Annotated in this window: 21 protein-coding genes, 2 tRNA genes and 1 pseudogene; 14 read left to right on the forward strand and 10 right to left on the reverse strand. The window is 41.9% G+C overall.

Going from position 1 to position 25,925, the window contains the following annotated elements; genetic code table 11:
* Positions 1 to 18: 18 nt before the first annotated feature.
* From HMPREF0106_RS02465 to HMPREF0106_RS02450, 4 genes are all read right to left on the reverse strand, one after another.
* Entirely contained in the window at positions 19 to 693 is a 675-nt protein-coding gene (locus tag HMPREF0106_RS02465; RefSeq protein WP_009041054.1) for an ABC transporter ATP-binding protein, read from the reverse strand.
* Positions 694 to 719: 26 nt separating this feature from the next.
* Positions 720 to 3,116: an ABC transporter permease gene (locus tag HMPREF0106_RS02460; protein ID WP_009041055.1), complete on the reverse strand. Its 2,397-nt coding sequence runs from the start codon at positions 3,114 to 3,116 to the stop codon at positions 720 to 722.
* 13 nt (positions 3,117 to 3,129) lie between these two features.
* Positions 3,130 to 4,380, reverse strand: coding sequence for an efflux RND transporter periplasmic adaptor subunit (locus tag HMPREF0106_RS02455; RefSeq protein WP_009041056.1), 1,251 nt, complete (start codon positions 4,378 to 4,380; stop codon positions 3,130 to 3,132).
* 75 nt (positions 4,381 to 4,455) lie between these two features.
* Complete coding sequence (locus HMPREF0106_RS02450) at positions 4,456 to 5,928, reverse strand: TolC family protein (RefSeq protein WP_009041057.1); 1,473 nt, start codon at positions 5,926 to 5,928, stop codon at positions 4,456 to 4,458.
* A 191-nt stretch (positions 5,929 to 6,119) separates the two neighbouring features.
* Here HMPREF0106_RS02450 and HMPREF0106_RS02445 point away from each other — a divergent pair.
* Positions 6,120 to 7,496, forward strand: a pseudogene (locus HMPREF0106_RS02445) (sigma-54-dependent transcriptional regulator).
* Entirely contained in the window at positions 7,493 to 8,782 is a 1,290-nt protein-coding gene (locus HMPREF0106_RS02440) for a sensor histidine kinase (protein WP_008022406.1), read from the forward strand. Before HMPREF0106_RS02445 ends, HMPREF0106_RS02440 begins: the two are co-directional and overlap by 4 nt.
* A 63-nt stretch (positions 8,783 to 8,845) precedes the next feature.
* On the opposite strand, the gene HMPREF0106_RS02435 is transcribed toward HMPREF0106_RS02440, so the two are convergent.
* The gene (locus tag HMPREF0106_RS02435) at positions 8,846 to 9,040 is read right to left on the reverse strand and encodes a hypothetical protein (RefSeq protein WP_008022408.1); all 195 of its coding nucleotides are present in this window, start codon (positions 9,038 to 9,040) and stop codon (positions 8,846 to 8,848) included.
* A gap of 892 nt (positions 9,041 to 9,932) precedes the next feature.
* Here HMPREF0106_RS02435 and HMPREF0106_RS02430 point away from each other — a divergent pair.
* From HMPREF0106_RS02430 to HMPREF0106_RS02410, 5 genes are all read left to right on the forward strand, one after another.
* On the forward strand, positions 9,933 to 10,670 hold the full coding sequence (locus tag HMPREF0106_RS02430) for a class I SAM-dependent methyltransferase (RefSeq protein WP_009041058.1): 738 nt from the start codon (positions 9,933 to 9,935) through the stop codon (positions 10,668 to 10,670).
* A 130-nt stretch (positions 10,671 to 10,800) separates the two neighbouring features.
* A tRNA-Pro gene (locus HMPREF0106_RS02425) sits at positions 10,801 to 10,875 on the forward strand.
* A gap of 34 nt (positions 10,876 to 10,909) precedes the next feature.
* Positions 10,910 to 10,984, forward strand: a tRNA-Pro gene (locus tag HMPREF0106_RS02420).
* A 132-nt stretch (positions 10,985 to 11,116) separates the two neighbouring features.
* Positions 11,117 to 11,479 (forward strand): membrane lipoprotein lipid attachment site-containing protein, encoded by a 363-nt coding sequence (locus tag HMPREF0106_RS02415; protein ID WP_009041059.1) that lies wholly within the window; start codon positions 11,117 to 11,119, stop codon positions 11,477 to 11,479.
* A gap of 260 nt (positions 11,480 to 11,739) precedes the next feature.
* Positions 11,740 to 12,108, forward strand: a complete 369-nt coding sequence (locus tag HMPREF0106_RS02410; protein ID WP_009041060.1) for a hypothetical protein — start codon at positions 11,740 to 11,742, stop codon at positions 12,106 to 12,108.
* Between the two features lie 64 nt (positions 12,109 to 12,172).
* Here HMPREF0106_RS02410 and HMPREF0106_RS02405 read toward each other — a convergent pair whose 3' ends face one another.
* Positions 12,173 to 12,883, reverse strand: a complete 711-nt coding sequence (locus tag HMPREF0106_RS02405; protein ID WP_009041061.1) for a tRNA1(Val) (adenine(37)-N6)-methyltransferase — start codon at positions 12,881 to 12,883, stop codon at positions 12,173 to 12,175.
* A gap of 215 nt (positions 12,884 to 13,098) precedes the next feature.
* Here HMPREF0106_RS02405 and lon point away from each other — a divergent pair, with 215 nt between their 5' ends.
* Genes lon through HMPREF0106_RS02390 form a run of 3 tightly spaced genes read left to right on the forward strand, consistent with a single transcriptional unit; the run spans position 13,099 to position 17,792 of the window.
* Positions 13,099 to 15,564, forward strand: a complete 2,466-nt coding sequence (lon, locus tag HMPREF0106_RS02400; RefSeq protein WP_008022420.1) for an endopeptidase La — start codon at positions 13,099 to 13,101, stop codon at positions 15,562 to 15,564.
* Positions 15,561 to 16,691 (forward strand): tRNA guanosine(34) transglycosylase Tgt, encoded by a 1,131-nt coding sequence (tgt, locus tag HMPREF0106_RS02395; protein WP_004315350.1) that lies wholly within the window; start codon positions 15,561 to 15,563, stop codon positions 16,689 to 16,691. The genes lon and tgt overlap by 4 nt, the downstream gene beginning before the upstream one ends.
* A 3-nt stretch (positions 16,692 to 16,694) precedes the next feature.
* Complete coding sequence (locus HMPREF0106_RS02390) at positions 16,695 to 17,792, forward strand: LptF/LptG family permease (RefSeq protein ID WP_004315349.1); 1,098 nt, start codon at positions 16,695 to 16,697, stop codon at positions 17,790 to 17,792.
* 250 nt (positions 17,793 to 18,042) lie between these two features.
* Here the strand turns inward: HMPREF0106_RS02390 and HMPREF0106_RS02385 are convergent, their stop codons facing one another.
* Complete coding sequence (locus HMPREF0106_RS02385) at positions 18,043 to 18,546, reverse strand: thioredoxin family protein (RefSeq protein WP_009041062.1); 504 nt, start codon at positions 18,544 to 18,546, stop codon at positions 18,043 to 18,045.
* Positions 18,547 to 18,812: 266 nt separating this feature from the next.
* On the opposite strand from HMPREF0106_RS02385, the gene serB reads away from it, so the two are divergent.
* Positions 18,813 to 20,042, forward strand: a complete 1,230-nt coding sequence (serB, locus tag HMPREF0106_RS02380; RefSeq protein ID WP_008017556.1) for a phosphoserine phosphatase SerB — start codon at positions 18,813 to 18,815, stop codon at positions 20,040 to 20,042.
* Positions 20,043 to 20,088: 46 nt separating this feature from the next.
* Positions 20,089 to 21,351, forward strand: coding sequence for a DEAD/DEAH box helicase (locus HMPREF0106_RS02375; protein WP_008022427.1), 1,263 nt, complete (start codon positions 20,089 to 20,091; stop codon positions 21,349 to 21,351).
* Positions 21,352 to 21,433: 82 nt separating this feature from the next.
* On the opposite strand, the gene HMPREF0106_RS02370 is transcribed toward HMPREF0106_RS02375, so the two are convergent.
* Genes HMPREF0106_RS02370 through rfbC form a run of 3 tightly spaced genes read right to left on the reverse strand, consistent with a single transcriptional unit; the run spans position 21,434 to position 24,156 of the window.
* Positions 21,434 to 22,231, reverse strand: a complete 798-nt coding sequence (locus HMPREF0106_RS02370) for a DUF4738 domain-containing protein (RefSeq protein ID WP_009041063.1) — start codon at positions 22,229 to 22,231, stop codon at positions 21,434 to 21,436.
* A 36-nt stretch (positions 22,232 to 22,267) separates the two neighbouring features.
* Positions 22,268 to 23,581 carry a UDP-glucose dehydrogenase family protein gene (locus HMPREF0106_RS02365; protein WP_004315344.1) on the reverse strand — a complete coding sequence of 438 codons (1,314 nt, stop codon included), beginning with the start codon at positions 23,579 to 23,581 and terminating at the stop codon, positions 22,268 to 22,270.
* Positions 23,582 to 23,607: 26 nt separating this feature from the next.
* Complete coding sequence (gene rfbC, locus HMPREF0106_RS02360; protein WP_009041064.1) at positions 23,608 to 24,156, reverse strand: dTDP-4-dehydrorhamnose 3,5-epimerase; 549 nt, start codon at positions 24,154 to 24,156, stop codon at positions 23,608 to 23,610.
* 90 nt (positions 24,157 to 24,246) lie between these two features.
* On the opposite strand from rfbC, the gene HMPREF0106_RS02355 reads away from it, so the two are divergent.
* Both HMPREF0106_RS02355 and HMPREF0106_RS02350 read left to right on the forward strand, forming a co-directional pair.
* Positions 24,247 to 25,350: an SPOR domain-containing protein gene (locus HMPREF0106_RS02355; RefSeq protein ID WP_009041065.1), complete on the forward strand. Its 1,104-nt coding sequence runs from the start codon at positions 24,247 to 24,249 to the stop codon at positions 25,348 to 25,350.
* Positions 25,351 to 25,368: 18 nt separating this feature from the next.
* The gene (locus HMPREF0106_RS02350) at positions 25,369 to 25,902 is read left to right on the forward strand and encodes an FHA domain-containing protein (RefSeq protein ID WP_008640176.1); all 534 of its coding nucleotides are present in this window, start codon (positions 25,369 to 25,371) and stop codon (positions 25,900 to 25,902) included.
* Positions 25,903 to 25,925: the final 23 nt, after the last annotated feature.

Here is a 25,925-nt window from a genome sequence, read left to right on the forward strand (position 1 = left end):
TTTATCGACAACTTATGTTTACATACTAACTTCAGTCACCACCTGTCCATCAAACAGGTTTATAATGCGGTCGGCATAACCGGCATCATGTTGTGAGTGGGTCACCATGACGATGGTGGTTCCCTCATTATTCAGTTCGCTCAACAGTCCCATCACTTCTTTACCGTTTTTGGAGTCCAGATTACCGGTCGGTTCATCAGCCAGAATCAGTTTAGGGTTTGCCACGACGGCACGGGCAATAGCGACGCGTTGCTGCTGACCACCGGAGAGTTGTTGCGGAAAATGCTTGCTACGATGGGTGATAGCCATTCTCTCCATAGCTGCCTCTACCCTCTTTTTCCGTTCGGAAGCGGAAATACCCATATAGAGTAAAGGTAGTTCGATGTTTTCGTATACATTCAACTCGTCTATCAGATTAAAGCTCTGAAACACAAACCCTATCACACCTTTGCGAAGACTGGTACGTTGCGATTCGGTATACCGAGAGACTTCCGTTCCATTCAGGTAATACTCCCCTCCTGTCGGGTTATCGAGCAGCCCCAAAATGTTGAGCAATGTTGACTTACCACAGCCGGAGGGCCCCATGATGGCTACAAATTCGCCTTGTTTCACTTCGATACTGACGTTATTCAACGCCCAAGTTTCTACTTCTTCCGTTTTGAAAATCTTCTGTAAGTTAATGGTCTTAATCATAACTGTATTGTTTTAGAATTATATTTTTATTCGTTTTTGATTACTTCTGCGGGATTGATACGCGCAATCTTCAGTATTTTAAAAATAATGGTGATTACTGTTAATAAGGTTACTCCTCCAAATATGCTTCCCCAGTATAATATTCCATCATTAAAGAATACGGTGTACATTTGTTTCCACAGTTGCAATACCACGTAAATGAGCGGAAAAGCGATGGCGGCAGTCGCTACCAGCAAAATCAGGTACAAACGTGCAAATAACCAGATGATAGAACATATTCCAGCTCCGTTCACTTTGCGAATGGCAACTTCTTTCTGGCGCCGTTCTGTATCAAGCGTAATGCTGGAATACACTCCCAACAGGGTAATGATAATACTTACAATTGCAAAAAATGAGATGATGTCTTTCAGGATATATTCCAGTGCCTGCACTTCGTACAAATCATCCTGAAATGTACGTACTTGGGAGGGAATATTCTCCGGCAGCACTTCACGACGGATAGTCTCAATCCATTTAATTACTTCTTTTTGCTGTTCGGGATAACATTTCACATAGCAGTGCCCTACGTATTCGGAAGAATCATAAAGCGTGAAAGCAAATCCGCCATTATGATTATGTACATCTGTCTGAAAGGGGGCACATACTCCACAGACGGTAAAATCACTGGTCCAGTCGTAGAAGTTCATTCCGATGATATCTCTCTTTTGTCTTTTCTGCCAAACTTCATCCATTACGAGATCCTTTTTTGTCCGGATCGTCCTACCCTCCGTCATCGGAATGTTCATGAAGGTGAAGAAATTCAATGGTACACACATTACATTGATATCAATCCAAGAGTTATCATTTCCCTTCTCCGTCATTAATAAGTTTCCGGATACTCCGTGAGTATAGGATATGTCAGATAACAAAATATCTTTCACACCGGCATGCTGCCTGAAACGTTCCACCATTTCTAGTTTCTCTTTATTCTCTAGGAATGAATAGTCCAGCGGTATACTAAGAATCGCTTCTTTATCTTCCTGACTTAACGTATGGAATAAGGTTTCAGTCATCTTTCCCGATTGTAGGAACAGGCTGGCGGTCAGCGCTACGAATACCCAACAAATTAAAAATTGGATGCCAAGCATAAAGTTACGTCCCCATTGTTTCCCACGACGCTTTTGGCCTCCATATATACCTGTTTGTATGGAAAATCTGCGAATACGGACAGAGACGAGCAAGCAGACTGCCACACAAAGTAACACAAGCAAAACAATGTATTGCAGAATATGCTTTAGAAGTGTTTCAGAAGGGAAATTCATTGTGAGACCTGGTAAAGAAAAATCCATTCTATCACCAATCAGCTCCACACCCCATACAACCAGAAACGAGGATGCAAATACGACAATCAGAGATTGTATTAATAACAGGCAGAACAGCCGTTTCCAGTCAGCACCAAGCATTTTCATTATAGCGTATTCCTTAGTGCGATTCAGGAAAGAGCCGATAAGAAAATGAAAGAAATTAATCAATCCGACCAGCAATATCAATGTACCGACGATTCCGGTGACCCATCCCAAAATATAAGCACCTTTCTCCTGCGATAGGTTTCCTATATAGCGGGCAATAACGGTATAAGTCTGGTTATGTAAGATATAAGTATAGTCGCGCTTGGAGAATTGTTTTTCGAAATCGGTAATGCCAGCCTGCGGAGATAACAAAACGTATGTCCGAGCCCCCGTTATATCATTACGTTTCGGACTCTGAAAAAGTCCTTCACTATCGTTGATAACCAATGCATCGATATGACACATAAAACTAAAACCATTGTTCAGCGGAATATCTTCCATCACTGCTTGCACTGTGTACACAATACCTCCTGCCTTCGGGGTACTGTCCGGAGAAGTATAAAGCCGTTCTGTTAGAGTCAGGTGTTTGCCAATGGCAGTTTCCACCTGACCAAATATCTTTATGGCAGTGGACCGGCTTATAATAACGGCATTCGGCATCCGACTTGCTGTCTGCCAGCTACCAACTACTATTTGTGGAGTAAAGACTTTATCGTATAGGGTATCTACTTCCATGATTTCAAGATCGTATGGCAATGATTTATCCGAAGATAGTTCAACCAGAAAAGAACGCTCACGGGAATATGCCATACAGGAAATCGCTTCCACTTCGCCCATAGCCCAAGTACGAAGTTCTTCGGATAACGCTACTTGTGTACCGGAAAAATAATCCCCAGTCTGTTCATTATAAAAATTTAGTTCTGCTATGCGGGAATAATTATCAAAACAATGATTGGTGAATTCTACAAAACGGCTGCAATACATACATACGCTGAAACACAGTAGTCCTACTGCCAATCCGATGACAGAGATTATATTCTGCGCCTTGTACTTCCACAAGTTTCTAAATGCTACTTTTATATAATGTAAAATCATAAATTATATGTGTTTATTTCAAAATCAACTCTTCTGCATCCCCAAAGGTATCATATCCGGTTGTAATTACCCAATCTCCCGGCTGTAAACCTTCTACTATTTCATATTGCTGCGGATTTTGGCGACCAATACTCAATGGCACACGGACTGCTTTTGTCTTTGATGTATTTACTTTGTAAATCCATTGTCCGCCTGTAGACTGGTAGAAGTTGCCTCGCGGAATAATGAGTGCTTGCTCCGGCTGTCCCAATTCAATCTGCACACGGAAGCTCTTGCCAACTCGTACATTATCGGGCATATCTCCTGTAAAGACAAGATCGACATCAAACATACGGTCTTTCACTTCGGGGACCACTTTTGTTATTTTCAGCGGATATTTGTTTCCCTGATAATTCACTGTAGCCGGTAATCCGGTGGTGATCCTGTCAATGTAATATTCACTAAGTGAAGTGTGGATTTTGTATTGGTCTAATACTTTTATTTCAGCAATACTTTCACCAGAGGAAACCTGTTGCCCCGGAGTGACCTTTACAAAACTAAGCTGGCCTTTCAAGGGAGCTGTAATCACCAAACTATTCAACCGTTTGCAAGTACGTTCATACTTCTTCCGTTCCCGCTCCCGGTCGTTACGGATCAGTTCCTTGCGTATCATCGTAACGGCAGAATCATGCCGCAGACTCTCTTGCTGCAGGGCTGCATTTTTCTGTTTGTAGCCGTATTCATCTTCTGCTACCTGCAATTGAGCCTTACTCTTCACGCCCATCTGGAATTCTTCGCGGTCGAGAGCAATGCTTTTTTTCAGGCGTTCCAATTCGTAGTTGTTGGTAAGGGCTTGCTGTTTCAGGTTCAGACTTTTTTGTTCCATTTCAATCTCCTGCTCCTGATAGGTAATCATTTGCTTTTCCCACTCGTCGCGCTGGTCTTCAATACTACGAAGCAAATCGGGATTGGAAAGAACAAGAATAGTGTCTCCCTGTTGAAGCAAACTTCCCTCTTCACCGACAATTCTTTCCACACTTCCTGCTTCACGGGTATTGATCTTGATGGTTAGTATAGGCTGAATGAGCCCTTCCACGTCCACATATTCCATAAAATTAGACACTTTCACTTCTGCAATCTGTATATCTTCGGCATCTATCCGCAGTTTTCTGGGACCTAAAGACAAAGTAATCACATAAATCAGGAAGGCGACAAATAATATCCCTCCTATCAGATAGTATCTGTAACGAATGTACCACGGTTTCTTTTCTAATTTTATATCCATGAAATTATCTGGTGTTTTACAAGTTTCTACTAGCTATGGTTCAATTTCTATTCTTTACTGACTTTTCGTTGTTCTCTATTCAATCAGAAGATGATAGTCTTCTGTCAGCATCGTATTTCGCTCAAAATCATATAGTGTCATGCTACGGAGTGTATAATATAAACTCCAATAATTATATAAAGCCGAAATATAGTTACGGCGAGCACTGTCTTTCTCTGAAATGGAGGCATTCAAATCAAGAATAGTAGATTTACCTAATAAGTAGAGCTTGCGTGCCACTTCGCTTCTTCGTTGGGCTGTTTCATCTGTACGGGCAGCGATGCGGACACGTTGCGTTTGCAGATTGAATTGTTTGACGAGTTTACGGACGTTCAGTTCAAAGTCTGTCCGGCTCTGTTCTACTTGTGTGTACACCAAATCACGATTGGAACGGGCTACTCGTACCTGTCCTTTTCCACGCCCCCAGTCCAGGATAGGAAGAGAAATGCCGATGCTCACGTATTGCTGGTCCAACAAATTTCGATAAGCTTCGGGCAGTTTGTCAGCAGTCTGCGTCAATCCGAAACGGAGATAGATATCTGCTTTCAGGCCAGCATTGGCACGGGCTTTCGCAACTGCACTCTCACTTTCCAGTTTGCGTCTTTCCATCGTCTGTATGTCCGGACTGTTTTCGTAAGCTAAAACCAGTGCTTCATTCAGGTTCACACTGAAATCCGGAACTTGGGGACTGACAAGAACACGCAGATCCCGGTCTTCGTGAATACCGAGATAAGAACGGAGTTCCTGCATACAATTATCCATTTCAATACGGGCATTCATGCGATTCGTCTCTTCCGTCAGACGATTGAGTTCCAGTTGTAGCATTTCATTTTCTGTGATGGTACCTATATTATAACGGCCTTGTGCATAACGGTAAAGTGTATCGGCATTGGCATAATTAAAGGAAGCAATATCGTAATCGCTTTGGGCAGTGGCCAAGGCAAAAAATTTATGAATCGCATTGGCTGATACGAGTTCGAGTGTCTCTACGTAGCTTTTCTTTGCCTCCTGATAGCGTACAGGTTCTATCCGTCTATCCCATTTCAGGCTATTGTAGCCAAAAAGAGACTGGCGATAACCTATCATAATAGGGGAAGTCTGCCATGAGTATTTATGTTCGCTGAATAAATCCATACGTTGAGCAGAGGTTTCAAGAAAGAAAGAACCACCAGTCCAGAATAAATTCTGTGAAAGATTCAAGGTTAAATCCGTATTCAATAAATTTTGTTCGACAAACTTTACCGAACCGTCCCCCATCGTTATCTTATTAATGGCACGGTTCAGATTCGGATCGGATGTCAAACTTAAAGACGGTAGATAATTGGCACGATAATATTTATAGTTCCAATATGCAGAACGGAAACTGTGACGTGCCGTTTGTGCATCGGGAGATTCCATACGGGCCATTTCTATGACTTGCTTCAATGATAACTCTGTAATTTGATTTTGAGCAATCAATAATTCTGTCGACAATAGTCCGAGATATATGAAGATTAATTTCAGATTCATTCGTTGGCTTTATTTGTTATTCATCATTCAAAAGATGTGCCATTTGCATAAATCACTATCATTCAACAATTTATCAATATCCATTCAGTTGATTGTGTGTGCATATACGCACAAAATTAGTGCGCAATCGCACACACAACACATGAGATTTATCCATATCTTTGCTCCCGGAATCTAATAGATTATAAGATATGGAAGAAGTGAACAAATTAGGAAAGATACTTATAGTAGATGATAACGAGGACGTGCTCTTTGCTCTCAACCTGTTACTGGAACCTTATACGGAAAAAATAAAAGTAGCTACTACCCCTGACCGTATCGAGTATTTCATGACCACCTTTCATCCCGATCTTATCTTATTAGACATGAATTTCAGCCGGGATGCCATCAGCGGACAAGAGGGATTTGAAAGTCTAAAGCAGATATTGCAGATTGACCCACAGGCTATTGTTATTTTCATGACTGCCTATACAGATACAGACAAAGCTGTTCGGGCCATCAAAGCTGGTGCTACTGATTTTATTCCCAAGCCTTGGGAAAAGGATAAATTGCTGGCTACGCTTACTTCAGGAATGCGATTGCGTCAGTCACAACAGGAAGTCAGCATTTTGAAAGAACAAGTGGAAGTTCTTAGCGGTCAGAATACTTCGGAGAATGATATTATTGGAGAATCATCTGTTATGCAGGAAGTGTTTACCACGATAAATAAACTAAGTAATACAGATGCCAATATACTAATTCTCGGAGAAAACGGTACAGGCAAGGACGTGATTGCCCGACTAATATATCGTTGTTCTCCACGATACGGCAAACCTTTTGTCACGATCGACCTGGGAAGTATCCCCGAACAATTGTTTGAAAGTGAGCTGTTCGGCTTCGAAAAAGGCGCTTTCACCGATGCCAAGAAATCGAAAGCGGGACGAATGGAAGTAGCAACCAACGGGACTTTATTTCTGGATGAAATTGGCAATCTATCACTTCCTATGCAATCCAAATTACTGACTGCCATCGAAAAAAGGCAAATCAGTCGTTTGGGAAGTACGCAAACCGTTCCCATTGACGTCCGTTTAATCTGCGCCACTAATGCTGATATCCGTCAGATGGTGGAAGACGGGAATTTCCGTCAGGACTTATTATATCGTATCAACACGATTGAAATACATATACCTCCACTCCGTGAACGTGGCAATGACATCATCTTGCTTGCAGATCACTTTCTGGACCGTTATACCCGTAAATATAAAAAGGAAATACACGGACTGACCCGGGAAGCCAAAAACAAACTGCTGAAATATGCATGGCCCGGAAATGTAAGGGAACTTTAACATACGATAGAACGTGCCGTAATTTTAGGAGACGGCTCCATGCTGAAACCTGAAAACTTTCTTTTTCACACCACGTCCAAACAGAAAAAAGAGGAAGAAGTGATACTGAATCTCGAACAACTAGAACGACAGGCCATTGAGAAAGCACTCCGAATCAGCAACGGAAACATCTCCCGTGCTGCCGAATATTTAGGAATTACCCGTTTTGCATTATATCGCAAACTTGAAAAATTAGGCTTATGAAACGATTTGAGTTTAAAGTAATTCTGCACATCATAGTTATCTTTCTACTTTCCATTAGCAGTTGTCTGCTGTATCAAAGGCAGTTATGGTTCAGTACTACCGTCTGTATTCTCCTTCTAATAGGCGTCGGCATACATCTCTACCGAATACAGTTCAAACAAATCGCCTTATTACGGCAATTAACGGATGGACTCCGATACAACGATATAACGCAGAATCTTCATCCTCCTTTTAAAAATAAAATGATGGATGAGTGGGCACAGGAACTATCTAATGCATTAAAGGACTTTCGGGGAAAGCTATTGGCAGAAGAAATCAAGCATCAATATTACGAGAATTTATTGAATAAAGTAGATACCGCCGTACTCGTAACCGATGTAACCGGGCATATCGAATGGATGAATCAGGCAGCAGTCACTCATCTGGGGCAACTATCACAACTTCCGGAAGTTCTTCAGGAGGCTTCTACCAGTAATGACATATCCATTATTCGCATCGAGCAAAATGGCATCGTTCTGGAAATGGCAATTTCCTGCACCACATTTGTCACACAAGGTGCGTTCGCCACACAAAGCAAAAAGCAACGGCTAATTAGTTTAAAGAATATCCATTCCGTACTGGAACGAAATGAAATGGAAGCCTGGCAAAAGCTGATTCGTGTATTGACACATGAGATCATGAATTCCATCACTCCTATTATCTCTCTTTCGGAAACATTAAGTGAAAGAGGAATCCCCGAATCACTCGGAGAAAAGGAGTATTCTATCATGTTGCAAGCCATGCAGACTATTCACAGAAGAAGTAAAGGATTATTGGGATTTGTGGAGAATTACCGGCGACTGACACGTATTCCGACACCTGTCCGCACCAAAGTATCTGTTGCCGAATTGTTTACGGACTTAAAGAAATTATTTCCGGAAGAGTATATTCATTTCGAAATGCCCGCATCCGATTTATATTTATATGCAGACCGTGCACAGATAGAGCAAGTGCTTATCAACTTATTAAAAAATGCCCGCGAAACGTGCGAGCGGAAAGCAGATAAAGAAATACAAATAAAGTTTTTCTCTAAAGGCAACCCGACATTAGCAATATCTGATAATGGTGAGGGAATTCTACCAACTGTTTTGGATAAGATTTTCGTTCCTTTCTTCACTACCAAAACATCCGGTTCGGGTATCGGATTGAGCCTGTGCAAACAGATCATGGCTTTGCATGACGGAAGTATCAACGTAAAATCAGAATTAGGGAAAGGAAGCTGTTTTGTTCTTACTTTCCCTAAATGAGAACCACCGAAAGTCTTCCGGATCCTTTAATACGATGGATTAATCTGGGCAGTAGAGGATAAATCATCCTCTGCTGCCCAGACTATTTGTATCCGGATTTAACTCCTTAACAGCTTCTTTGACTGCTTTATGAGTCGGCTTGCGATATACTTCCGCCTGTTGAACGGGAACAATCTCATTCACCATTTTTTCATATCCTTTTTGCTCTAACAAGTGGACTTCTTTTTCACCTGTTTCTTTTTGTTTTCTTGTTTTCATAAGGCTTTTCATTTTAAAATTCTTATTTATAGAACAGAAAACATCGATAGATAGTTCATACTCACAAATTATTCGTGTACAAAGAAACCACACCCCAATATACCACACTATGGACTTGTTCATTCCGATACAAGATTTAAATTGAATAGCTACATAGTGAAAAAAATATCTATCATGCTATCATTCATTTTAATAGAATTCTAATTATCAAAAGAATAAGTATGATAGATCGTTTTTAAAAAAGGTATCTATCATACTTTTATTGCAAAAAACAGCTATCTATCATGCCTATACTTTGCCTATTTTAGTGTAGTATTAGGTGAGATTACCCATTTAAAGGCATAGGGATGCACGTTTTATAGGATGATAACCTGTATTTGACAGCTTAATAATCTATTGGGAACGGTGGTATTTATATAGCCCACGTATGCAGGCTGTACAGCCCACACCTGCAAACTGTACAGCCTACAGATGCGGGCTGCACGGTTTACAGGTGTGGGCTATAAACTTATCGCCATTAAAGTTGGATTATTAAGCCATGATCATCGGATTTATACGGATTCATTGCAACAAAAACAAGCTATCTTATGCATATAGGGCCTTTATTCGACTATTCTATTGATGATAGATAACCTGTTTTTGCTGGTAAAAGTATGATAGATACATTTTTTTAAAGCTATCTATCATACTTATTCTTTTGATAATGAGAATACTATTAAAATGAATGATACTTATAATAGATGTTTTTCACTATGTAGCATTTAATTCAAATCTGCGCTCTAATGAAACAAACTTTTGAGACGGTTGCCCTGATTTATGTATACCTTTTCTATAAATATATAAATTAAATCATATATTTGTGCTTTCATTCAACTCATCCTCTTATTAAATTATGAAAGAAAACAAATACGACAATAGCGATTTCTTCAGTCAATATTCTCAAATGTCCCGCTCGGTGGAAGGCTTGAAAGGAGCCGGAGAATGGCATGTATTGCAGAAAATGCTCCCCGATTTTGCAGGAAAAAGAGTTTTAGACTTAGGCTGCGGATTCGGTTGGCATTGTGTCTATGCGATAGAACACGGAGCAACACACGTTACCGGAATTGATATTTCGGAGAAAATGCTCGAAGAAGCCCGGAAAAGGAATCCTTCTCCATTCATTGAATACCAATGCATGGCCATCGAAGACTTTGATTTCCAGCCGGATTCTTATGATATTGTCATCAGTTCGCTAACCTTCCATTATCTCGAATCTTTTACGGATATATGCAGGAAAATCAATAACTGCCTGACTCCGGGAGGCGCCTTCGTCTTCTCCGTAGAACACCCGATATTTACAGCCTATGGCAATCAGGAATGGCATTACGACCAGGACGGGAAGCCTATCCATTGGCCGGTAGACCGCTATTTTACGGAAGGCAGGCGCACAGCAATCTTTCTGGGCGAAGAGGTTGTCAAATACCACAAAACGCTGACTACGTATATAAACGGACTCCTTCAAACCGGATTTGAGATATGCGAACTTATAGAGCCACAACCGGACGAAAGATTGCTGGATACCATCCCGGGCATGAAAGATGAATTACGGCGTCCGATGATGCTTTTGATCTCTGCCAAGAAAAAAAAGTAAAGACGCAAAGCTATGAGATTCAAGGTATTGAAAAATAATAGATAAAAAACATTCGTTTAGCTATTGTTAATTAAAAAATACTCCCTATCTTTGCACCGCTTTTGAAAAGAACAACCCTTCAAAAAAGTAGCGGGGTGTAGCGCAGTCCGGTTAGCGCACCTGCTTTGGGAGCAGGGGGTCGTGGGTTCGAATCCCGCTACCCCGACTACAAAAAAGAGGGAGTTCGGTTAAAAGTTTTTCGGGGTGTAGCGCAGTCCGGTTAGCGCACCTGCTTTGGGAGCAGGGGGTCGTGGGTTCGAATCCCGCTACCCCGACGAAAAAGAAAACGCTGATAATTAAGTTGCAAACTTGGCTATCAGCGTTTTCTTTTTATTCAAAAACTCCAAAAGCCATCGAAGAAACAACTAAACAAGCTAAAACAAAACAACTTATAAATTATTATTATTATGAAAAACATTTTATTTACACTTTTTGCTATTCTGATCTTAACTAGCTGTAGCAAAGATGATGATAACTGGATCGAGCTTAACGAAAACAATATCGTGGGTAATTGGTCGACAGGCATTAAAGGCTCGCATAAGTTTTTAAATTTCGGAGACGATGACAAAGGCTCTTTTGGAATTTATAGCAATGCAGATCCCATTTCTTTCCAAACGTTCAAATACAAAGTCGAAGATAGTAAGATTTACATCTATGATGTATTCCCAAAAGGTAAGTCACCATATTATTTGGACTGTAAAATATCAAAGAATAAACTCAAAATTGAAAATGGTGAGGAATCTGGTACTTACGAAAAATTAGAATACTAACTACTTCCAAACTTAAAAATGCTTAGAATTGATTGTATAACACAAAAAATAATATTTATGAAAACAGCTTTTTTATTGGGCAGCATAGGGTCAGGACTAATTCTATTATGCCACCTTTATTCGTTTGTCCAAATGATCATAATGAATCGCCCCGATTATTTGTATCCGACATATTACATCCAATCCATTATCATCTTCATAGCATGGACTTTGATTTTCATTTGCTTTATGATCGCTTACCAAAAACAAAACAATAAATCATGGAAGGATTAATACAATTTACAGGTATAGTGATGATTGTATTTGGAATACTGCAAATCATCCTTTTCTTTAAAATTTGGGGAATGACTAATAACGTCAAACGCATTTGGAAGAAAATAGATAATAAGGACTTTCTTTCCGATGCTTGTGTTTCTTATATAAAAGGCAACTTGGAAGAAACTGAAAGGTTGGCAAATGAAGCTTTTCTGCAGGAAGTAGCTTTGCTTTCTAAATCATCTGAATCTTATGAAGATTGGATCGATAATTATATAAAAATAAAAGAAAAATATACCCGTATCTTCAAAAAAATAGATAAGCCAGCTCCTGACTTTAATAAATACGAAGAACCAAAGATGTATCTACTTTAAACAATAGAGAAAAAAATAAGGCTGACATAACGAGTATCAGCCTTATTTTTTACATATATCCATATCACATATTCAAATAATACTCCCTCGTCAACGCTATATACTCCTCACTATACTGATGACGCGCCAATTCCGTCAACAACTCTTCTATCACACACTCCCGATTGGAAAAAGAAAAAGCAATCAGCGTACGTTTTGGAATACCGCCGGGCTTAGTAATTACATTGAGCTGACGAATCGCATACAACTTATTCATAGAAGCTATCGCCTTTACCCGATCAACCACATCCGTTGGAATCACGACCGTAAAAAGTCCGTCTGCTGCCAATAACCTATTTCCCCCTTCCAGCAATTCTTCGTAGGTTAAAGAATCATTGTGACGGGCAGCAGCCCTCTGCCGATCCGGACACTCCAACGAATCGACAAAATAAGGGGGATTTGAAACAATCACATCAAATTTATCCGAAGACCGGTATTTCTTAAAGTCAGCCTGCACCACTTCTATCCGCTCCTGCCAAGGAGAACGAGCCACATTTTCCCTGGCCTGTCCGGCCGCCGCCTCGTCTATCTCCAATGCCACAATCTTTGCGTCTGGCAAACTGCGTTGAGCCAACATTAAAGCCACCAAGCCCGTCCCCGTACCAATATCCAATATCCGGCGCGCGCGCTCAACCGAAGCCCAAGCTCCCAAAAGCACCCCATCCGTACCAACTTTCATAGCACATTGGTCGTGCCACACTGTAAATTGCTTAAATTGAAAATAAGGATTCGACATTTTATCCGTTTGTCTTAAAGCTGTTTTATTCTACTATTTTATTGCAAATCGCCAAAAATAAATAATAATTATGGAATACTCCCTCTACAAGCCGATATTTTGGCATTGTTTTTGTGTTTTTATTCTGCGCAGTGCTTTATTATTAGAGAGAATCAATTAACTTTGCAAACGATTTATGCATATCAGTATGACATAAACTAAATTAAAACGAAAAGATGAAAGAAAGATATTTATTGGAAGATGGAAGCGATAACGGCTTCTCGCTAATCACTGACTATGATGGGAACGATGAACAGGCATTTGATGTAAATGTGAAATCTGGTGAAATTCTTCCGGTACTCCCTCTACGTAACATGGTGTTGTTTCCTGGAGTATTCCTGCCGATCACAGTGGGCCGTAAGTCTTCTCTGAAACTCATACGAGACGCTGACAAGAAGCATAAAGATATTGCCGTAGTATGTCAGAGATCGGCACATACAGAGGACCCGAAGTTGGAAGATTTACACAATATCGGTACCGTAGGACGAATTGTGCGGATATTGGAAATGCCCGATCAGACAACGACTGTCATCCTTCAAGGAATGAAACGTCTGAACCTGATAAACATTATCGAAACCCATCCGTATCTGAAAGGTGAAATAGAACTTTTGGAAGAAGACATTCCAAGCAAAGACGATAAAGAGTTTCAAGCCTTGGTGGAAACCTGCAAGGACTTGACAATGAGATATATCAAATCGTCAGATGTGATGCATCAGGATTCGGCATTTGCTATTAAGAATATCAACAGCCCGATGTTTCTGGTCAATTTCATCTGCTCGAACCTGCCGTTCAAGAAAGACGAGAAGATGGACTTGTTAAGCATCCACTCATTACGTGAACGCACATATCACTTACTGGAAATCCTGAACCGCGAAGTGCAACTGGCAGAAATCAAGGCATCCATCCAAATGCGTGCCCGTGAAGATATCGACCAGCAGCAACGCGAATACTTCCTGCAACAGCAAATCAAGACTATCCAGGATGAACTAGGTGGCGGCGGCCAGGAACAAGAAATAGAAGAAATGCGCCAAAAGGCAGAAAGAATGCGTTGGAACGCAGAAGTCAGGGAAACATTTATGAAAGAACTGGCTAAACTGGAACGCACCCATCCACAATCTCCGGATTACAGCGTACAGCTTAACTATCTGCAAACCATGCTCAATCTTCCGTGGGGTACGTATACAACTGACAATCTGAACCTTAAAAACGCAGAAAAGACGTTGAACAAAGACCATTACGGACTGGAAAAAGTGAAAGAACGCATTTTGGAGCATTTGGCTGTATTAAAGCTGAAAGGTGATATGAAATCACCGATTATCTGCTTATATGGCCCTCCGGGAGTAGGTAAAACATCTCTTGGAAAATCCATTGCATCTGCGCTCAAACGGAAGTATGTACGTATGTCTTTGGGCGGCGTGCATGACGAAGCTGAAATCCGCGGACATCGGAAAACTTATATCGGTGCCATGCCCGGACGAATCATCAAGAGCTTGATTAAAGCCGGTGCATCCAATCCTGTTTTTATCCTGGATGAAATAGACAAGGTCAGCGCCGACCGTCAGGGAGACCCCTCTTCCGCATTACTGGAAGTGCTTGATCCGGAACAAAATACTGCTTTCCACGATAACTTCCTGGATGTAGACTACGACCTCTCAAAGGTATTGTTTATCGCAACAGCCAACAACCTGAACACAATCCCCGGCCCATTGCTCGACCGTATGGAATTGATTGAGGTTAGCGGATATATCACGGAAGAGAAAGTAGAGATAGCCCGCAAGCATCTGGTTCCCAAAGAGCTGGAAGCCAACGGACTTAAAAAGACAGATATCAAGCTTCCCAAAGATACGTTGGAAGCTATCATCGAGTCATATACCCGTGAGAGCGGCGTCCGTGAGCTGGAAAAGAAGATTGGTAAAATCCTTCGTAAATCAGCCCGTCAATATGCTACGGACGGTTATTTCGCCAAGACAGAAATCAAACCGTCGGATTTGTATGACTTTCTGGGAGCACCGGAATATACACGTGACAAGTATCAGGGAAATGATTACGCAGGCGTAGTCACCGGATTGGCATGGACAGCCGTCGGAGGCGAAATCTTATTTGTAGAAACGAGCTTGAGCCGTGGCAAGGGCGGACGTCTCACACTGACCGGTAACCTGGGAGATGTGATGAAAGAATCTGCCATGCTGGCACTTGAATATATCAAGGCACACGCTTCTATCCTGAATCTGGACGAAGAAATCTTCGACAACTGGAATATCCATATCCACGTTCCCGAAGGCGCAATTCCGAAAGACGGTCCGTCGGCAGGTATCACGATGGCTACTTCTCTGGCTTCTGCCCTGACTCAAAGAAAAGTGAAAGCCAACATTGCCATGACAGGCGAAATTACCCTTCGCGGCAAAGTGCTTCCCGTGGGTGGCATCAAAGAGAAGATATTGGCAGCCAAGCGTGCCGGAATCAAGGAAATCATCATGAGTGCCGAGAACAAAAAGAACATAGATGAGATTCAGGAGATTTATCTGAAAGGACTGACTTTCCACTATGTAAACGATATAAAAGAGGTATTTGCCATTGCGCTGACCAATGAGAAAGTGTCGGATGCTATTGATTTATCCGTTAAGAAACCCAGCCAGGAATGACATTTGAGTTACAATATACAGACACTAAAAGTAATGCCCGTGCGGGTCTGATTACCACAGACCACGGGCAGATACAAACACCGATCTTTATGCCGGTGGGCACACTGGGCACGGTTAAGGGAGTACATCTGACCGAATTGAAAGAGGATATTCAGGCGCAGATTATTCTGGGTAATACCTATCACCTCTATTTGCGTCCGGGACTGGACGTGATCGAGAAAGCAGGCGGACTGCACCGTTTTAACGGTTTCGACCGCCCGATGCTGACTGACAGCGGTGGTTTTCAGGTATTCTCTTTGGCCGGAATCAGAAAGCTGCGGGAAGAAGGAGCCGAATTTCGCTCGCATATCGACGGAAGCAAGCACGTCTTCACTCCGGAAAAGGTGATGGACATAGAACGCACCATCGGCGCAGACATTATGATGGCTTTTGACGAATGTCCTCCCGGTGACTCGGATTATGAGTATGCCAAAAAGTCATTAGGTTTGACGCACAGATGGCTCGACCGTTGTATACAACGTTTTAACGAGACGGAACCTAAATATGGTTACAATCAGGCTCTCTTTCCTATCGTGCAAGGTTGTGTCTATCCCGACCTGCGCAAACAATCAGCAGAGTTTATCGCGTCCAAAGGGGCCGACGGGAACGCTATTGGCGGTTTGGCAGTAGGCGAACCGGTAGACAAGATGTATGAAATGATCGAGATTGTTAATGAAATACTTCCCAAAGACAAACCTCGTTACCTGATGGGCGTCGGAACTCCTGTCAATATTCTTGAAGGAATAGAGCGTGGCGTGGATATGTTTGACTGCGTTATGCCTACACGAAACGGACGAAATGGCATGTTGTTCACCAAAGATGGCATTATCAATATGCGAAACAAGAAATGGGAAACCGACTTCTCTCCCATCGAAGCCGACGGGGCTTCCAGCGTAGATACGTTGTACAGCAAGGCTTATTTGCGCCATCTTTTCCATGCGCAAGAGCTACTGGCCATGCAAATTGCCTCGATACACAACCTGGCATTCTATCTGTGGCTGGCAGGAGAAGCAAGAAAGCATATTATTGCCGGAGATTTCTCGACCTGGAAGCCGATGATGGTCAAAAGAGTATCAACTAGATTATAAGAAATGAAAAGCAATCGATTTATAAAACGGCTGGACTGGTATATCATCAAGAAGTTCTTGGGGACATACGTATTTGCTATTGCATTGATCATTTCTATTGCAGTGGTATTCGATTTCAACGAAAAGATGGACAAATTGATGGAGCATGAAGCTCCCTGGGATAAGATCATCTTTGAATACTACATGAACTTTATCCCCTATTTCTCCAATCTGTTCAGTCCGCTGTTCGTATTCATTGCTGTTATTTTCTTTACCTCCAAGCTGGCAGAGAACTCTGAAATCATCGCTATGTTCTCCACCGGCATGAGTTTTAAGAGGATGATGCGTCCTTATATGATTTCGGCCGCTATCATTGCGCTGACCACCTTCACGCTAAGTTCGTACGTGATTCCTAAAGGAAGCGTGACGCGTCTGAACTTTGAAGACCGGTATATTAAACCCAAGAAACAAAATTCGGTAAGCAATGTACAGTTAGAGGTAGACAGCGGGGTTATAGCCTACATTGACAACTATAACAACGCCATGAAAACCGGTAACCGTTTTTCATTGGATAAATTCGTTGACAAGAAGCTGGTCTCGCATTTAACTGCACGCCGTATCACTTATGACACTGCAACTGTTCATAAATGGACAATTCACGACTATATGGTACGCGAATTAGATGGTTTAAAAGAAAAAATCACTAAGGGAGATCGAATCGACTCTATTATCAATATGGAACCTTCTGACTTTCTCATCATGAAAAATCAGCAGGAGATGTTGACCAGCCCCGAACTAAGTGACTATATAGAAAAACAAAAGCGAAGAGGATTTGCCAACATCAAGGAGTTTGAGATTGAATATCACAAACGCATTGCCATGTCGTTCGCTTCTTTCATCCTTACCATCATCGGTGTATCGCTTTCATCCCGGAAAACAAAAGGTGGTATGGGGCTCCACTTAGGTATCGGATTAGGATTAAGTTTTTCTTATATCCTGTTCCAAACGATTACCTCCACCTTTGCCGTGAACGGAAATGTGCCTCCTGCCATTGCAGTCTGGATTCCCAATATCCTTTATGCAGGTATCGCATTCTTCCTGTATCAGAAAGCACCCAAATAACCAGAAAGCAACAAATAAAAGGATTGCAAGCCTTCCGCAGTCTTCAGGAACTCGATCCGCAGACTGTCCCAAGGTTTCGGATATACCGCAGAAAGAAAGATATAAAAATAAGAAGTTCCGCCTATTCCTGCTAATGCAAGTGTAGGCGGAACTTTTTTGTTGTATCCATTTCCTCTTTTGTCTATTCTCCATTGTTTTCACCTGACGGTGATCCGGAAAATCCCTCTTTCTCCTTACATTCCTAAAATCGTTAACCGATTTCTTTTACATAAGCAGAAAGATCTGCAGCAGAGATGTTTTTGGCTATAATTACACCATTTCCATCCAATAAATAGTTAGTGAATCCCCGATTTAAACGGTATTTCTTAAATAATCCGGAATCCTCGCCTTCTGTTTCCACGAAACAAGTGGGCGTAACTATTTGATCCTTACGAACGGTTTCCTTAAATATTGACTGATATTCGTCAAATGAAACAGAAACCATTTCCACATTATGAGAAGAACGAAGCGCATTGCTTAAACTTACGTTTCGCATCCGGGACTGCGCGTCATAACTTGCCCAGAAACTTAGCAACACATATTTGCCTTTCAAATTTCCCAACTTAAAGGCGGGTTGCTCATTTGACGTAGATTCGATCTTAAAATCAGGGGCTACGTCGCCCTCACTCAAACCTCCGGTAGGTTTGTCTTTCTCAACGAAAGCGGTCAAGGAACAAATTAGTAATACAACAAAAATCCATTTTACATGCTTCATGTAATTCGGTTTTAGTTAATACTATCCGGGACTGTCCTTAAACAGTGGTTTCTTCCCGAAACGTTGTCTTTTCAGGCATCAGGCGAAGAGGAATCCGCTGATTATCAGAGCCTTTATTTTTGAAACCGGGTGCAAAGGTAAGTAAATATTAAATTAACTTCCAAGCAAATAAGCAAAAATCTCACTTTTTGGGTATAACTTTTTATGTTATTTAGCATAAAAACGAACTTTTTTCTCTACTTTTGCAGAGTTAAAGTCTATTTTTTATGCAACCATCAAATACTGAATTGATTCTGATTCGAGTTACCGGCGAAGATCGTCCGGGACTGACTGCTTCTGTGACTGAAATCCTTGCCAAATATGATGCTACGATCCTTGACATCGGCCAGGCAGATATTCATAATACATTATCGCTGGGAATTCTGTTCAAGAGTGAAGAAAGACACTCCGGATTCATTATGAAGGAACTCCTGTTCAAAGCTTCTTCATTGGGAGTGACCATCCGGTTTGAACCTATCACCACCGAACAATATGACAACTGGGTAGGCATGCAAGGAAAAAATCGCTATATCCTGACAGTATTGGGACGCAAACTTTCCGCCCGCCAGATTTCTGCCGCTACAAGCATATTAGCCGAACAGGGTATGAATATCGACGCTATCAAGCGTCTGACAGGCCGTATCCCGTTGGACGAATGTCAGACTGATACACGCACCCGGGCTTGCATCGAATTTTCAGTAAGAGGTACTCCGAAAGACCGCATTGCCATGCAGGAGAAGCTGATGAAGCTGGCCAGCGAACTGGAAATGGACTTTTCTTTCCAACAGGATAATATGTACCGCCGTATGCGCCGCCTGATTTGTTTTGATATGGACTCTACCTTAATCGAGACAGAAGTGATTGACGAACTGGCTATCCGTGCCGGTGTAGGCGACGAAGTGAAAGCCATCACGGAAAGCGCCATGCGTGGAGAAATAGACTTTACAGAGAGCTTTACCCGTCGCGTAGCCTTATTGAAGGGGTTAGACGAATCGGTAATGCAGGAAATAGCCGAGAACTTGCCTATCACAGAGGGTGTAGAGCGACTGATGTATGTATTGAAGAAGTACGGTTACAAGATCGCCATCCTTTCGGGAGGATTCACTTATTTCGGCCAGTACCTACAAAAGAAATACGGTATAGATTATGTTTATGCCAACGAACTGGAAATCATCGACGGCAAACTGACCGGACGTTATCTGGGGGATGTAGTAGACGGAAAACGAAAAGCCGAACTGCTCCGCCTCATTGCACAAGTGGAAAAGGTGGATATAGCACAGACCATCGCCGTAGGAGACGGAGCCAACGACCTTCCTATGCTGGGGGTTGCCGGACTAGGAATCGCCTTCCACGCCAAGCCCAAAGTGGTGGCAAATGCCAAGCAATCAATCAACACTATCGGACTGGATGGAGTGCTCTATTTCCTCGGGTTCAAAGATTCTTACTTGAATATGTAATTAGACCAAAAAATAGATTATCTTTGCTGACAAATAAAATAAAAGAATGAAGTTTTCCGAACTACAATTAAATGCAAATGTGCTTGAGGCGCTTGATGCCATGCGATTTGACGAATGTACGCCTATACAAGAACAAGCAATTCCAATCATACTTGAGGGTAAAGATTTGATCGCAGTAGCACAGACAGGGACAGGTAAAACAGCAGCGTTTCTGCTTCCTGTATTGAACAAATTATCTGAAGGTAAACATCCGGAGGATGCGATTAATTGTGTCATCATGTCTCCTACCCGGGAATTGGCTCAACAGATTGACCAGCAAATGGAAGGATTTTCCTATTTCATGCCGGTATCGAGCGTTGCTGTATATGGCGGAAATGACGGAATATTGTTCGAACAACAGAAAAAGGGACTCACATTGGGAGCTGATGTTGTCATTGCTACTCCCGGACGTCTGATCGCCCATTTGAGCCTTGGATATGTCGATCTTTCCAAGGTTTCTTATTTTATTCTGGATGAAGCAGACCGGATGCTCGACATGGGATTCTACGAAGATATCATGCAAATAGCTAAATATCTGCCGAAGGAACGACAGACTATCATGTTTTCAGCCACAATGCCGGCAAAGATACAGCAATTGGCAAATACGATCTTAAACGATCCGTCAGAAATAAAGCTCGCTGTTTCCAAACCTGCGGAAAAGATTATTCAGGCGGCATACGTCTGCTATGAAAATCAAAAGTTGGGCATCATACGCAGTCTTTTTATGGATGAGGTTCCGGAACGTGTGATTGTCTTTGCTTCTTCCAAAATCAAGGTTAAAGAAGTTGCCAAGGCGTTGAAATCAATGAAGCTGAACGTAGGTGAAATGCATTCGGACTTGGAACAGGCTCAACGGGAAACGGTCATGCACGAGTTTAAAGCCGGACGAATCAATATATTGGTAGCTACGGACATCGTTGCACGTGGTATCGACATCGATGATATCCGCCTGGTTATCAACTTCGACGTGCCTCACGACAGCGAGGACTACGTGCACCGCATCGGCCGTACGGCACGTGCCAACAATGACGGGGTGGCACTTACGTTTATCAACGAAAAGGAACAGAGTAACTTCAAAAGCATTGAGAATTTTCTGGAGAAAGAGATTTATAAGATTCCTATCCCTGAAGGATTGGGAGAGGCTCCGGAATACAAACCGCGTTCGTTCAACAAAAACAGGAACGGGAATTTCTCTAAAAGAAAAGATTTCCGGGGAAAAAGAAACAACGGAGGGAAGAAAAGCAACTACCCTGCGCCCAGACAGAAATAAAATCTGTATTTCCTTGTTTGGATAGAATCTGTATTTCTTATTTTGAGAAACCTGATTCCTATTTGGATAGAATGTAGAGACCTTATTTGGATGAGGTAATCTCCAAATCGCCTTTAAAGCTCACTTCCATATTTACAATGCTATATATGGAAGTTTCCGGAATGGCTAATACAGCTTGATAATGAAAACCATTCCGGTTTACTTTCACAAACTTTGTATCTGACAGGATTGATTGCGCCAGAAAATCCGCAGGAACCACTTTGTCGAACATCTGTTTGGTTATATCGCTGGCAAACAGGCTCTTTTTACCTTCGTACACACAGATGTGCATCACATTATCATAGTACACATTATCCATACTAATCCCGTCTTCGGAATAAGTCGTCTTGATGACTCTCATTTTAGATGGATTGATATATACGTATGCACGATAGCGAGTGCCGTTGTAAGTCACTACACTATCGCGTTTGGTTACTTCCGTATAAGTCGGAACCACTAGTTCCTGACGGACAAAATAGATAGAATCATTGAGGTCTTCGGATTTATGCAGTTTTATTACATTATCCGTAATGGAATGAAACCAAAATATATGTTCTCCCTGCTTATCAATCTTGTAATAAGTGGTATCATTTCCATAAGTGTAAAGAATGTCCCGCATTATTTTAAATGCAATGGGAGTACTTTGTGCGTCTGCATAGTAGATGGTATCTCCTTCCACACGCATCAACGGGCTCTCCGTTTCATCGTCCAGCCAAATTCCCTGCAGTAACTCTTTTGCGCTAAGATCCTCTTTCTCCTGTTGAAGAGAATGGGGACTCTTATTGCCGCTACATGCCGCGAAAAGGATTGCCATTAACGATACAGCCACATTTTTCATCATCTATCTTAGTTTTGTATAAAGATACTCCTATTTTTTTTATTTACCAATACAATGGTAAACAAATCCGAGCTCTTCCATCTCTTTTTTATCATATATATTACGTCCGTCCAACACAATCTGCTGGGCCATTGTCTTCTTGATAACGGCCCATGAGGGCAGACGGAATTCTTTCCATTCGGTAACCAGCATCAATACATCAGCATCCAGCACTGCATCGTACATATCACAAGCATAATAGATTTTTTCTCCAATTCTACGCTTGCACTCTTGCACGGCAGCCGGATCGTATGCACGCACCCGACAACCAGCTTCCAGCAATTTATCGATCAGGACTAATGCCGGAGCCTCACGCATGTCATCCGTTTCCGGTTTAAATGCCAGCCCCCACAAAGCAACAGTCTTACCTTGCAAATCACCATTAAACTGTTTCTTTAGCTTCTCAAACAGGACGCTTTTCTGTTGTTCGTTCACTTCTTCCACAGCACTAAGCACCCGCATGCTATAACCGTTCTGCTCCGCAGTCTTAATCAATGCTTTCACGTCTTTAGGAAAACAGGAACCACCATATCCGATGCCCGGATACAGGAACTTACGTCCAATACGGGTGTCCGAACCTATTCCGCTACGTACCATGTTCACATCCGCGCCAACGATTTCGCATAAGTTTGCGATATCATTCATAAAACTGATACGGGTTGCCAACATCGAGTTTGCCGCATATTTAGTCATTTCTGCAGATGGAATATCCATGAAAATCACACGGAAATTATTCAATAAGAATGGCTTGTATAGTTTGGACATCAATTTCTCTGCACGTGCCGACTCCACTCCCACTACCACACGATCCGGACTCATAAAGTCACTGATCGCATTTCCTTCTTTCAGGAATTCCGGATTAGAAGCCACGTCAAAATCAACTTTCACGCCTCGCTTATCCAATTCTTCCTGAATAACCGCGCGAACCTTACTGGCAGTACCCACCGGAACGGTACTTTTGGTAACTACCAGTTTATATTGTTTCATATTGCGACCAATGGTACGGGCCACCTCCAACACGTATTTCAAATCAGCACTGCCGTCTTCATCCGGAGGGGTGCCAACCGCACTGAATATAACTTCCACGTCGTCCAGACAGCTTTCTAATGAGGTTGTAAACTTCAATCGCTTTGCTTTCATATTACGGAGCACCATCTCTTCCAATCCATTCTCATAAATCGGAATATTCCCCTTCTGCAAAGATTCGATTTTCTCTTTATTTGTGTCTACGCACGTTACATTCACGCCAATTTCGGCAAAGCATGTACCTGATACCAGACCCACATACCCTGTTCCCACGATTGCAATTTTCATACTTAATCTATTGTTTGTTTAGAAATTCATTCAAAATAAGCGGCATCTTTAAAGGCAGTTCCCTCTCTGTCTTTCGCCGATAATACCATTTGCGAATCTGCCAACGGCCAGTCTATCCCCAACGTTTCATCATTATACAAAATAGAAGCTTCTGCCTGTGGAGCATACTTGTTATCTACCTTATACGTAAAAACGGCTTCTTCGCTCAAGACTGCAAAGCCATGAGCAAAACCACGGGGAATGAAAAATTGTCTCTTGTTTTCCTCACTAAGCAACACGCAGATGTGCTTTCCAAACGTAGGCGATGATTTACGCAAATCAACGGCAACGTCCAGCACTTTTCCTTTAAGAACACGAACCAGTTTCGCCTGACTATATTCTCCTTTCTGATAGTGCAATCCGCGTAACACGCCAAAAGATGATTTCGACTCGTTGTCCTGTATAAAATCTACGGGACCAATATTAGCATCAAACTCTTCTTTCTTATAGGCTTCCATAAAATAGCCCCGTTCATCGGAGAAAACTTTAGGCTCTATCAGCCATACTCCGTCTATTTCCGTCTGTATATAGTTCATTATTGATAGTGATAAATAAAACGATGCAAAAGTAGTGAATTTTTCGAAGTTCTCTGGGATATATTCAATTTATCTCGTAATTTTGCAGACATGATTGAATTGGCACAACATATAGAGACTTTACTACTGGAAAACGATTGCGTCATTGTTCCGGGGTTTGGCGGTTTTGTAGCGCATTACTCGCCTGCAACCCGCGTAAAAGAAGAAAATATATTTTTACCTCCTACCCGCACAATCGGCTTTAATCCTCAATTAAAACTGAATGACGGCGTATTGGTGCAATCTTATATGTCAGCGTATGACACGAGTTTTGCTGACGCCAGCCGCATAGTAGAAAAGGAAGTAAACGAATTCATCGGTCTCCTTCATGAAGAAGGAAAAGCCCATTTGGATAATATAGGCGAGATTCACTATAACATTTATGGTAACTATGAGTTTGTTCCTTATGACTATAAGATAACGACTCCTTCATTATACGGTCTCGACTCTTTTGAAATGCATGAGCTTTCCGTTCTGCAACAGAAAGAAAAAGTATGGATACCGGCTCATCCGGAGAAGGAAAAGAAGACTTTTGAAATTAGTATCAATCGTGCATATCTTCGCAATGCTGCAGCAATGATTGCTGCCATCGTATTGTTCTTTGCCTTTTCAACTCCGGTAGAGAATACAGACGTTCAAAAAAACAATTATGCACAATTATTACCCAGTGAGCTTTTTGAGCAAATAGAAAAGCAATCGGTTGTAGTAACTCCTGTGTATGTTAAGAGTGATGCAATGCAACAGGCTAAGAAGCTTTCCGCTACTGCTTCAACTTCTTCTTCAACGAAGACTTCATCCACTAAAAAGAATACAGCGGATAAGACTTCCAAGCCAATCGCAGTTAGAGAAGTGAAAGTAGCCAAACAGGAAACGGCAGCTACTACTTCCGCTACTGCCCCTGCTGCGGTTAAATCTCCAGAAAGTGCCAATCATCCTTTCCATATCATAGTGGCAGGAGGAATCAGCCTGAAAGATGCAGAAGCCATAGCAACCCAATTAAAATCAAAAGGGTTTGCTAATGCAAAAGCGCTGAACATGGATGGAAAAGTACGTGTCAGCATCAATTCATTCGACAACCGCAATGAAGCGACCAAGCAATTACTTGAGCTAAGAAAAAACGAAACTTATAAGAATGCCTGGTTACTGGCTAAATAAAAATCCCTTTTTAAAAGCATGAAACGAGTTCTTTGTCCTAAATGTGAGAATTACCTTTTTTTTGATGAAACCAAGTATAGCGAAGGCCAATCACTGGTATTTGAATGTGAGCATTGCGGCAAGCAATTCAGCATCCGGCTTGGAAAGAGCAAAGTAAAGGCTCTTAGAAAGGAAGAAAACCTGGAAGAAGAAGCTGAATCCCATAAAGAAGAATTCGGATATATCACTGTTATCGAAAATGTATTCGGTTATAAACAGATATTGCCCTTACAAGAAGGTGACAATGTCATAGGCCGCCGTTGTGTGGGAACTTCTATCAATACGCCCATTGAAAGCGGTGATATGAGCATGGATCGACGCCATTGCATCATCAATATCAAACGCAATAAGCAAGGAAAACTTGTTTATACATTACGGGATGCTCCCAGCCTGACAGGTACTTTCCTCATGAATGAAATCCTAGGGGATAAAGATCGTGTACGCATTGAGGATGGCGCTATTGTGACTATCGGAGCTACTACATTTATCTTGCATGCGGCTGAACAAGAATAATCACCTGACAATATAAAAAAACG

The organism is Bacteroides sp. D22 (genome assembly GCF_000163675.1).
Lineage (GTDB): Bacteria > Bacteroidota > Bacteroidia > Bacteroidales > Bacteroidaceae > Bacteroides > Bacteroides xylanisolvens.